The following is a 10,960-nucleotide window of genomic DNA, read 5'->3' as shown; positions in this document are numbered from 1 at the left end:
CGAAAAACTATATTTTATTCTGATTTAGGAAAGGAAAAGCGAAAGATAGTACAGCCAGGTTCACTTTCCCAATCCCAACTGCCTCCGTATTTTTTAGAAATGGAAGCAGCAACTGCGAGCCCGATCCCTGCACCTTCTCCTTCTGATTTTCCGGAAGATAAAACTTCTCCCACTTTTTCTCTGATACTCTTAGGAATACCGGAACCGCTATCCTCTACTTCGCAGACAACCTTGGACTCTGCATCATAGATACTTACTTTAAGTGTTCCTTCTCCGGACATTGCCTGGTATGCATTATCCACGATTTGGGTCCAAAGTCTCACTAAATCTTCCGGAATACATCTCATAGTTGCTTCAGAGATATAATTTCTTTCAACGGTAACTCTGTTGCCGCCTGCTCCTTCATAAACTCCGAGCACAACTTCCATTGTGTCGGAGACCTTAACCCATCTTTCTTTATCTTCTTTCGCGATCCCTGAATAAGTTTCCAAGGCGGATACAATTTTGTACATTCTATCAGTGGATCTATGAATTACTTCTTCCGAGATCTCCAATCCACGAACAGCCATTAAAAATTCAGAAATACGGTCCCATTCGGAATTTCTACATAATCGAAGAATAAAATCCGGACAATCCTCAAATCCCAACTCGGCTACAACGGCAGCCTTATCACCTGCATTCTCTATCTTTTCCTGTCGTAAAAAATCTTCAATAGAATGTCTGGTCTCCCTGAATTTCTTACCGATCTGTTCTTTATGATTTTCTAATATTCTTCCCAAGGTGATATTAAAAAATTCTCTTTCCGCGCCGGTTGCTTGGCTCAAATATTCGAAAAGAAAAGGAAGAAGCGCGGTAATTCTTTTTACATAAAAGGAAATATTCTCTCGAGAAGCTCCGATCGCACCTAATGGGTTATTGATCTGATGACTGACGGCACCCGATATCCTACCAATAGCCGCCAACCTTTCATTTCTTAATAAGGTCTCTTGAGCGGTTTTTAGTTCTCCCAATGCCTCTTCTAACTCTTCTTTTTGGAGACGGATGATTTCATTACGTGAATAGATCTCCGCTGATTCTCTTAAGATTTTTTCGGACCGGATCTGCTGATCTATCGCGGCCAGTAACTTCTCCTTCATATTCTCCAGCGTGATAAAAAGATGATGGAGCTCGTCTTGGAATTTCCTTGTAGGTATCTGAGCGGAATAATTCCCCGCACCTAAGGAATCCGCAAAGGTAGTAGCAGCGGACAAACCTTCCGAGACATACTTGCAAAAGAATCTATCCAGAAAGTATAAACAAACCGGCAAAAGTGCGAATGTAATAAGCAAACATCTTAAAATGATCGGGCCTAGATCATTCCAAAGAACTGAATCGGGAACATACACTTCGATTGCCCAGTTCTTTCCATAAGTTCCCATGCTAAAAGGGAATATGTAGGAGTTCCCACCTTCCACTAAATACGCAAAAGGTTGTCCGGAAGATAATGATTTTTGAATAGAATCTCTTACCTCAGGAAGACCTGCATTCTTTCCTTGTAAAATTCCTTTGGCACCATGAACCGCATATTTTCCGCCCGGAGAGATCAATGCCAAATGTCCGTGACCGAACGGCCTTTTTGAAAACAATTCTTCTTCCAGATCCGAAAGTTTCAGATCCAAGCCAACGATCCCTATAAATCTTCCTTGCCTGATAATAGGTCGGATCAAGGAGATCATAAAAATATTCACTCCTTCTAACGGATAAAAATAAGGTTCTCCGACAAAATCGCTTAACGTGGCTTTTGGGATCTGATAATAGTTCCCGCTTTCGTCCGTATTATCATAATACAGGCTTTCTTCCAGACTGATCTCGTCAGGATTTTTAATACTTCTGTGAAAGTACGGGACAAATCTACCGTTAGAATTGGAACCCTTGCGTCCTATAAAAGAAGTGTCCCTTCCATCAAAAAGATTGGGTTCGAAAACGGCTCCCGCTCCTAAAAACCTTTTATCATTCTGAAATAGATCCACTAGATCTTTTTCAACGGAAGGGCGAGAAGGATAAGTAAGTTCCCAACGAGTTTTCGCTTCTCCCACTTTAGAAATTGCTTCTGAAAAAATTTTACGCACTTCGAAGGAAGCGCCTTCTGCCTTTGCAAAAGCAGCTTCTTGGGAAGAAACTTTGGAATCGTAATAGGCGGCGACGGCCACTAACAGAGTTAGTAGAACCGAGAATGCAAATAGAACAATAGCGCAATAAAGAGAGAAGCGCGTTCGAAGGCTCATTATGCCCCCCTATTTATTTAAGGGCTGAGGTGATAGTGGTTACTAATTCTTTTTCGTCCCAAGGCTTTTTCAAGTAACTGTATAAATTGATCTCTTTTTTTAAGGCTTCGACGGAAGCGATGTCTGCATGACCTGTGATAATGATCTTTTGGATCTCAGGGTATCTTTGGTGAACGATCCGCAAAAATTCGTCTCCCTTGATATTGGGCATCAGCCAGTCGGAAATTACGATCAGGATTTTTACTCCTTCCGTTACCAATTCTTCAATGATCTGCATCGCTTCGGACGCATCTAGAGCTGTCTCATAACGATAAGTATCACCCAGATGTCTTTTGACTTGGGATTTCATACTCATCAAAATGAGCGCTTCATCATCAACAAAAAGAATCGCTTTCTCCACCGCTCCCCCGGTACCAACGTATAAATTAGACGAACAAAAACGTAAAAACCCCGGCTCAAAATCCGGAGCAAAACAAGGATACTTACTCTATAAATTATGATTGCAACTCATTTTCGACTTTCTCTCCGAAAGAATGAGTCAGAAGGTCACCTGGAAAAAAATAGACCAAAGTACCTATTCAATAATTTTTATCGAAACCGGGGTTATGTCGGGAGAAGGCTGCATAATTAAGTACCCTTGCGAATATTCTATGCCCAGAGATCGTACAACTTTCAGTTCTTCCGGAGTAGAAACGAATTCAGCAACTACTTTCGCTCCAATCCTGTGAGCAAGTTCCGTGATGGCAGAAGTCAAAATGAATGCAGTGCGATTTCTTTCCAAGGATTGGATAAATTTTCCATCTATCTTGATAAAATCAGGTTGGATTTCCAACAATCTCGAAAAATTGGAATGCTCTACCCCAAAATCGTCGATTGCAATTTTTGCCCCCAACTCTTTCAGTTCTGCAATCACTTTCAGACGTTCCGGATTTCCGTGAAAACTTGCAGTCTCTAAAATTTCGAAAGTCACTCTGGACGGATTAATTCCATAATGTTCCATTCTAGACAGGGCCCATTTCGGAAAGCTTGGACTCTCTAATTCCGTTTCAGATAGATTGATAGAGAATGAATACGGAGAATCCGAAAATTTCTTAAGAGCCTTTTCAAAAAGGATCGGACTAATTCTTCTCAAAAGCCCAGTGGACTTTGCCAGATAGAGAAAGCTTGCCGGAGCATAAACTTTTCCATCTTCTACGATTCGAGCAAGGCATTCGAACTTTTCCACCTTACCGGTTTGGTTGTCCATAATCCCTTGGAAATATGGCACTACATTGCCTGAGTGGATTGCCTGGTTCAGTCTTTTTCCCAGATCCATATTGATCTTATATAGATCCTGATCGTCCATCTTCTCGGAATAGCTATAAATCCCTGATTCCGAGTCGAATTCAGGCTCTTGGCTTGCCTTGACGAGTGCTAATCTTGCCTTATAATACAGTTCTTTTTTTCCACTCGCAGTGGCGATGGTTGCATTGATCCGGAAAGATATTCCGGACGCGGTAAAATAATCGGATCTAAGAAGGATCCTGAATGCGATCAGATGTGGTAGGAACTCCTCTTCCGATACCTTGGAAAGTATGGCAACTTCGTCTTCGTATACATGGAAAATTTCCCCATAGTTTCCAAGGATGGATTTCATGGAGTCCAGGAACTTCTTCATTAAATCCTTATAGAGAGAAACTCCGAAATCCCTCGTAGTTAAGGAAGTAGATTCGATACGTATCAAAGCGAGAAGAGAATCTTCCTTTTCTTCCGCTGCGAGATCCAATCTTCTTCTCAAGGATTCCAAATTGGGAAGCCCAGAATCTCGATTATAGAGGAGTGCTTCTTCTAATTTTTTGTTCAGTTCAAAAAGAGAAATGTCCGACTCATAAGAACGAACCGCTTCTTTTACAGTCATGAGAAGATCGTTCGAGTCCCAGGGTTTAGAAAGATATCTATATAAGTTTGCCTTGTTCAAAGCATTTCCCACGGACTCCGCACTTGCCTGCCCCGTGAGCATGATCTTTCTCGTATTCGGATTTGTTTCTTGGATCCGGATCAGGAACTCGTCCCCTCTGATTCCCGGCATAACCTGGTCGCTTAATATTACCGGTATATGAATTCCCGCCTGATTACATTCTTCGACTATTTGGAGGGCAAGTTCTGCACTGTCAGCGGCTTCTATTTGGTAACTTTTTCCGAAGGCCGACTTAAGTTGTTCCTTCAATCCTCTCAGAATGATCAGCTCGTCGTCGACGCATAAAATCACCGATCTTTTGGGCGATTCATCTGATGATCCGTTTTCTTTGTTTTTCACGATTGGATACTCGGACAACTTGGGATTAGACGTGGAAAAAAAGAATTTCCGGCCCAGTCCAAAGAATATTTTTATTCCTGATGAATGTATAGTGAGGTCTGAGTATTAGTCTTCTAGTATTTTTCATCTAAAAATAAAAATGAACAAAGATTAAGATCTAATATTGATCACCGGATTCGATCACCAAATATGATAAAAATAATTTTCGAAAACGACAAGGAAGTATTCCTCGAACCTTCCGAATTAAACAAGCCATTATTGCAAATTTCTCTGGACGCAGGTATCCCTCATATACACGCATGTGGAGGTAACGCACGTTGTTCTACATGTAGGGTATTGATACAAGACGGGGATGAACATCTTCTTCCCCGAAATGAAAAAGAGACCGCACTCGCTCAAAAGAAGGGTTTCCCGGATAACGTAAGACTTGCCTGCCAAACAAAAACCACAGGTGACGTTGTGCTTCGAAGATTGGTCATAGACGATGCTGATATGGCTCTTGCTTCCACATTCTCCGATCTGATCTCAGGGATAGAAAAACCGGTCGCGATTTTATTCAGTGATATTCGAGGTTTCACCGGCTTCTCAGAAAATCATTTACCTTATGATGTGATCCATATTCTGAACCGTTATTTTTATAGAATGGGAGACAAGGTCTTAAAATACGGCGGGATCATTGATAAATATATCGGTGATGGACTTATGGCAATCTTCGGATTAGAAGATCCGGATCCTGTTCGAGCAAATTTAAATGCGATCCGTTCCGCATTGGAGATGAGATCCGAATTGGAAAGTTTGAATACGTATCTTCAAAATCATTTAGGTTCCGAGTTCGAGATCGGTATCGGGATCAATTACGGAACTGCAATCTTAGGAAAGTTAGGGCATCCTTTGAGCATGTCATTCACTGCAATCGGTGATACTGTCAACTCGGCGAGTAGAATAGAAACTACCACAAAGAAGGCAGATGCTAAAATTTTAATTTCCCAAAAGGTTTACGAATCCGTAAAGGATAGAATCCAGAAGGGAAGAAGTTTCGAAACGAAACTGAAAGGTAAAACAGGAAATTATAGAGTCCACGAAGTATTAGGAACCAAAGATAGTTGTGAAGGAAGTGTATGGCAAGAGACCGGATACAGAATTTGGGATAAGATTGATCCTACAGAAGCTGGAGCTTGGCTTCGTATGGTGTTTCATGCAGCTTCTATCTTCTCCGCGGATGGAGAATGGTTAGGACTCGAAGGTTCTATCCGTTTCCCAAGTATTCTGAATGACGAGTTTAATCGAGGGGTTAAAAAACAAATAGAAGCAATTATCCATTTAAAGGAAGAAATGGAAAAAGAAGGAAGAGCCAACGTTCCTTCTGTAGCGGATATGATAGCCCTTTCAGGCGCACTTGCTCTCCAAAAAGCAGGAGGACCTCAGGTGCATATTCTTCCTGGAAGAAAGGATTCTAATTATCCGGAAGGAAGAATGCTCATGCCTGTCGACAGTCCGAATGTTAAAGATTCCCTGGATTATTTTTCTATGATGAAATTTTCCTCAAGAGATACCGTCTTACTCTTGGGTGTTCATACTTTGGGCTGGCATTCCAAGGGGTCATTCACAGAGACTCCGAATATATTCAATAATCATTATTTTAGGGACCTACTTTTAGATGGTGGAGTGAGAATGCTTGCCTCCGATAGAGCTTTACTCGGTTTGGAAGAAACCAAAAGAATGGTGATGGAATACGCGCTCGACGAATCCTTATTTTTCAAAGACTTCCAAGGACTTTACCAAAGGTTAGTAGAACAAAAACGATTGGAAGAATCCTGACTTCGTTTTTTTCTGGAATTAGATGCGATTCCAGCCTGCTTTAGACAAGATCCCGGCTTACGAGGCCGGCAAACCGATAGAACTAGTCGTACGCGAATACGGAATTTCTCCGGAAAAGGTTCTCAAACTTGCCTCCAATGAAAATCCCTACGGTGTATCTCCCAAAGTCTCGGAGGTCATTAAAGAAGCTGTATACAAGATGCCATTATACCCGGACGATTCCTATAAGGCATTAAAGGACGCACTTGCAAAAACTCACGGGGTAGATGCAAAAAACGTAATACAAGGGAATGGCAGCGACCAGATATTCGATTTTGCAACCAGATCGGTTTTAAACCCAGGAGATAAGATCCTCCAGAACGGCAAAACATTCTCCATGTATTCCATATACGCCGGACAATGTGGTGCTGAGACCATCCAAACAAGTTCGGAACTCCACGATTTAAACCAGTTTCTGGATCTTTATAAAAAACACTCTCCTAAGATCATATTCATCTGCACTCCATGTAATCCTATCGGGGATGCTTTGGATAAGTCAGATCTATATACTTTTCTCCAAAAAATTTCTTCCGATACCATGGTTGTTTTGGATGCAGCCTATATGGAATTCGGAAAAACCAGAGATCTCAGAAAAGAGGTCCAGGCAGCGGATGTAATTTCAAAATTCCCGAATGTATTGTATACAAATACGTTTTCTAAAATTTACGGATTAGGTGGCATGAGAATAGGATATGGCATCGCTTCGGAAGAAATGATCCGTGCATTCTATAAATTAAGACCTCCGTTCAATGTGTCTCAGCTTTCCCAGCTGGCAGCAGCAACAGCATTAAGCGACAGAGAATTCGTTGAAAATTATCTGAAAGAAAACTTAAAAGAAATGGTCCGTTATGAAAACTTCGCTAAGAAGAAAGGACTCTTTTACTTCGAGTCGTATGCAAACTTTATCACGATCAAACTGGACCAAGCAAAATTAGATTCCACTCAAACCTTCGATACATTGTTGAAGGAAGGGATCATATTAAGAAATCTGAAAAGTTACGGATTGAATGCCTTGAGAATTACGATAGGAAGGCCGGAACAGAATGACCGTGTATTAGAAAGGCTTTCGGAACTTTTATAGTCGCTTTGCTCCTGAAGCCCGCGGTTTGGTTTTGATCGATAACTTAAGTCTTTGTGCGGACTATAAAAGGTTACCGATCTATTTTTCGTATAAGTCTGGTCTCAGTCGGACCACTTTTTCGTTTCTACTTTCTGCCTTTTTAGAGGAGAAATTTACAGCTTCTGACCGTGCAAACTCCTTTCTGACTTGGATCGGCCCTGCGGATTGGAATTGGCTTTTCTCGTTTTTTTCTCTTTCGGATTGAAACATCGAAACCTCCTTTTTTCGTCTTGGTTGGTAAGACCCGCGTTTTCCTTATTTAGTTTCGTCTCGAAACAGCGATTTCCTTACCGTATTATGTCAAAAATTTCTAGTTCTTGTAGCTTACTCCTTATCTACAACAAGCGGATGACTAGAATATTACAGAAATATATTTCTTTTAAAGCGGAGGTAGGAACTCCTTTCCGAAAATCCTAAGTGGAAGTTTCGAAAAGGAACCTATACTGAGATCATGCTGCTACAGAAGAGTTTGATTTTTGGGAAAAGACTCCTACTCCGGATAATGTATCCTTCACAGGGCAGATCCTTTCTATATGAGCTAGTAATGAATCTACATGTTCTTTAGGAGAATCGGATTGGATATCTACTCTATAGCGAATCTGAGAAAATCCAGGACGCACAGGTGCAAGTTCTTGGAACCCATCCAGATCTAGATCTCCTTCTACGAATACTTGGAAATCCTTCAATTCTACTTTATGTGCAGGGGCATAGAGAGAAACCAAAACTCCCACACAACTTGCAAGTCCACCCAAAACGAGTTCAACTGGATTCGGCCCTTGGTCCGTCCCGCCTAAAATTTCAGGTTCGTCCACCACCCATTTATGATCCCTGGATTGTAGATTTAATTTCAATCCACCTGCCCAAGAAGCCTTACTTTCAAACACAGTATTTGCCATATCTTCCTCCCGAAGTTAAAAACATTCGAAATCCTGGGCTAGGAATGAAAAGGATTTAATATGTTATTGCAGATATTTCGTGCGCTTTATTGAACAAAAGAATGGATCTTTGCCTAATCGATTGGTCTCACATTTTCTCGCCTGGCAATTCGCTGGCCTGTTTGACCCAGGAAGAAAGTTGGACCTCGTCGATTTTGTCCTCTTCCCTGATATCTAAGTAACGATTTCCTGGGACCTTAGACACACCTGGAGGCAACGGTTTTAAAGAAGCACCATTGAAGAATGCTAGCTTAACGTATTTTGCAAATACATGTACGCCTAAAAACCAACCCTGGCCTTCTATCCCGTACAGAGGAGAATTCCATTTTACCGCCTTATTCACATGAGGCACCACTTGAACTATGAGTTCGTCGATCTTGCGACCAATATCCTTTTTCCAACCGGGCATGGCAGAGATATATTCTTGGACTGGCCCGTCTCCGTATCCTTTCCCGATCTGAGGATTTCCGCCAGAGAGCAGCACAGGCCCTTTTGACTTTCCGGAATTCCGTTTAAGAGAGGACTTTTTTGCTGCAACCTTACTAATCTTAGCTGATTTCTTGATCGCAGTTTTATTTGGCGCCTTCTTAGCCGATACCTTCTTCTTAATCATCTAATCCCTTACCCTTCAGAATATGAGGTATATATTTTTCTATCCTCGCCTCTCTGGTTTTAGATTGTTTGGCAGAAGAAAAATGAAGAAGGTACCCTCTTTGCCTGCCAGGGGTCAACGAGTCAAATGCAGTTTTTAATTCCGGAGACTCCTCTAACTTGTTTAAGAATTCTTCCGGCATATCGAACTCTTTGGTCTTTTTAAAATTCACTTTCAGACCGGACTTTTCCACTTCGATTGCATTTTTGATATAAGATTTTAAAGAAGTTTTAAGTTTATCAATTTCCTTTAGATCGGTGAACCGAATCTGTCGAGCAGATTGTACATTCTTAGTCTGTTGTACCAAAATTCCTTTTGGATCCTTTAATAAAGCGCCTTTGAAAAACAAAAGCGCACAGTATTCTTTAAATCCATGTATCAAAACTATATTATTTTCTTTAGATGTATAACAAGGTTGTCCCCATTTTAACTCTTCAGTTAGCCCACAATCTAGAACGATACTTCTTAATTTCTCATATTCTTTTTGCCATGTTTTGGCTTTTTTAAAAAAGAAATCAACTTTTGGATTCATATAAATTTACTCACACAGAAACGATCTTTCTATCGGCCGGTCTGAAATACCAGGATACTGCCGTAAGCGCTAACAATAATACGGGTCCGAAATATTCTTTTGCGCCATCTCCGGCTGCAAAATGAGAGAACACGGCTCCGGACATAGTAAAGAAAAATCCGGCATAGGCCCATTCTTTTATCAAAGGATATTTAGGAACAAGGACGGAGATCACTCCTAATAATTTCCAAACACCTAATATGATCATTAAATAAGCGGGATAGCCTAAATGTGCAAACATATCTGCCTCTTCTTTCATTTGCATCAACTGTACAATCCCTGTCGAGACCATGCCTAAAGAAAGCCATGCGGTAGCAATCCAATATATAATCTTATTTTTCATGTCGAATATCCTATTTTAGTTTATTTGCAATTTCTTGTAATCTATTATGGGCCATATTAATTCCCTGAGCAAACGGTAGCTTGAGCATTTGGTCTCTAAGCGTTATAGATTTAAAAACTATATGCATAGTTAGTTTGCTTTTTTCTTCTCCTAATGATTCGAATTCTAAGAACTCAAGCTGAACCGGAAAAGGGGAATTTTCCATTTCAAAAGTACGGGTGATCTTTTGGTCCGGAACAAATTCATGGATAACACCGTTAAATCCGTGTTTGTTTCCGTGAGGATCGGTGGTTTCAAACTGCCAACTTCCATGCTTTTTGCCTTCCAGTTTTAGCACTTTTGTTCCCATCCATTCGGAAACAATCTCCGGCTCTACATGTGCTTTAAAAAGTAATTCCAAAGGAAGATCGAATTCCCTGGTGATCAGCAATTCTTGCTTGCCGTCTTCTGCATCAATTTTGGTTTTTCTTTCCATATTCTATTTTCTTGATTTATATTTTTTCATTACGGATTCCAGCTTATTGAAGCGATCATCCCACATTTTGCGGAACGGTTCAATAAAGTCGGCAATTTCTTTCATCTTATTCGGATTCAATTGATAATAAATTTCCCTGCCGTTTTGTTCCTGTTTTAATAATTCGCACTCTGTGAGTATCTGTAAATGTTTGGAAACAGTAGGCCTGGCCGTATCAAAATTGGAGGCGATTGCTCCTGCTGTCATTGCCTGGGAGGCAACCAGCAGAAGTATCGCCCTTCTACTCGGATCGGCTATCGCCTGAAATACGTCTCTTCTTAGATTCATTATGTAGTCACTTAACTACAAATATAATCGTAGCCATTTAACTACGCAATAAATTTATGAAGTTTTTTACAAAGAAATACAAAGGCACTGAGGACTTGCGATGTTGGAATTCCTACACGG

At 40.8% G+C, this 10,960-nt stretch carries 12 protein-coding genes; 2 read left to right on the top strand and 10 right to left on the bottom strand.

Annotation, left to right across the window (positions count from 1 at the left end; genetic code table 11):
- Positions 1 to 14: 14 nt before the first annotated feature.
- The 3 genes from CH365_RS11090 to CH365_RS11080 all read right to left on the bottom strand — a co-directional run bounded on the left by CH365_RS11090 (position 15) and on the right by CH365_RS11080 (position 4,560).
- On the bottom strand, positions 15 to 2,264 hold the full coding sequence (locus CH365_RS11090) for an ATP-binding protein (protein ID WP_100768621.1): 2,250 nt from the start codon (positions 2,262 to 2,264) through the stop codon (positions 15 to 17).
- Between the two features lie 13 nt (positions 2,265 to 2,277).
- Entirely contained in the window at positions 2,278 to 2,664 is a 387-nt protein-coding gene (locus CH365_RS11085; RefSeq protein WP_008597002.1) for a response regulator, read from the bottom strand.
- Between the two features lie 174 nt (positions 2,665 to 2,838).
- Positions 2,839 to 4,560 (bottom strand): EAL domain-containing protein, encoded by a 1,722-nt coding sequence (locus tag CH365_RS11080; RefSeq protein WP_100768681.1) that lies wholly within the window; start codon positions 4,558 to 4,560, stop codon positions 2,839 to 2,841.
- Positions 4,561 to 4,749: 189 nt separating this feature from the next.
- On the opposite strand from CH365_RS11080, the gene CH365_RS11075 reads away from it, so the two are divergent.
- The gene (locus tag CH365_RS11075) at positions 4,750 to 6,378 is read left to right on the top strand and encodes a peroxidase family protein (protein ID WP_100768620.1); all 1,629 of its coding nucleotides are present in this window, start codon (positions 4,750 to 4,752) and stop codon (positions 6,376 to 6,378) included.
- A 22-nt stretch (positions 6,379 to 6,400) separates the two neighbouring features.
- Positions 6,401 to 7,498 (top strand): histidinol-phosphate transaminase, encoded by a 1,098-nt coding sequence (gene hisC, locus CH365_RS11070; protein WP_100768619.1) that lies wholly within the window; start codon positions 6,401 to 6,403, stop codon positions 7,496 to 7,498.
- A gap of 78 nt (positions 7,499 to 7,576) precedes the next feature.
- Here hisC and CH365_RS20000 read toward each other — a convergent pair whose 3' ends face one another.
- The 7 genes from CH365_RS20000 to CH365_RS11040 form a co-directional block, all read right to left on the bottom strand.
- On the bottom strand, positions 7,577 to 7,747 hold the full coding sequence (locus CH365_RS20000) for a hypothetical protein (protein ID WP_165780180.1): 171 nt from the start codon (positions 7,745 to 7,747) through the stop codon (positions 7,577 to 7,579).
- A gap of 239 nt (positions 7,748 to 7,986) precedes the next feature.
- Positions 7,987 to 8,433: an OsmC family protein gene (locus tag CH365_RS11065; protein WP_100768618.1), complete on the bottom strand. Its 447-nt coding sequence runs from the start codon at positions 8,431 to 8,433 to the stop codon at positions 7,987 to 7,989.
- 127 nt (positions 8,434 to 8,560) lie between these two features.
- Positions 8,561 to 9,085: a DUF1801 domain-containing protein gene (locus CH365_RS11060; RefSeq protein ID WP_100768617.1), complete on the bottom strand. Its 525-nt coding sequence runs from the start codon at positions 9,083 to 9,085 to the stop codon at positions 8,561 to 8,563.
- Positions 9,078 to 9,656: a YdeI/OmpD-associated family protein gene (locus CH365_RS11055; RefSeq protein WP_100768616.1), complete on the bottom strand. Its 579-nt coding sequence runs from the start codon at positions 9,654 to 9,656 to the stop codon at positions 9,078 to 9,080. The genes CH365_RS11060 and CH365_RS11055 overlap by 8 nt, the downstream gene beginning before the upstream one ends.
- Before the next feature lie 10 nt (positions 9,657 to 9,666).
- Complete coding sequence (locus CH365_RS11050; RefSeq protein WP_100768615.1) at positions 9,667 to 10,038, bottom strand: DoxX family protein; 372 nt, start codon at positions 10,036 to 10,038, stop codon at positions 9,667 to 9,669.
- A gap of 10 nt (positions 10,039 to 10,048) precedes the next feature.
- Positions 10,049 to 10,513, bottom strand: a complete 465-nt coding sequence (locus CH365_RS11045) for an SRPBCC domain-containing protein (RefSeq protein ID WP_100768614.1) — start codon at positions 10,511 to 10,513, stop codon at positions 10,049 to 10,051.
- 3 nt (positions 10,514 to 10,516) lie between these two features.
- Positions 10,517 to 10,840 carry an ArsR/SmtB family transcription factor gene (locus CH365_RS11040; protein ID WP_100768613.1) on the bottom strand — a complete coding sequence of 108 codons (324 nt, stop codon included), beginning with the start codon at positions 10,838 to 10,840 and terminating at the stop codon, positions 10,517 to 10,519.
- Positions 10,841 to 10,960 lie beyond the last annotated feature (120 nt).

The organism is Leptospira neocaledonica (assembly GCF_002812205.1).
Taxonomy (GTDB): domain Bacteria; phylum Spirochaetota; class Leptospiria; order Leptospirales; family Leptospiraceae; genus Leptospira_B; species Leptospira_B neocaledonica.
Note: the sequence above shows the minus strand (reverse complement) of the source record. Positions and strands in the feature narration are given on the sequence as shown.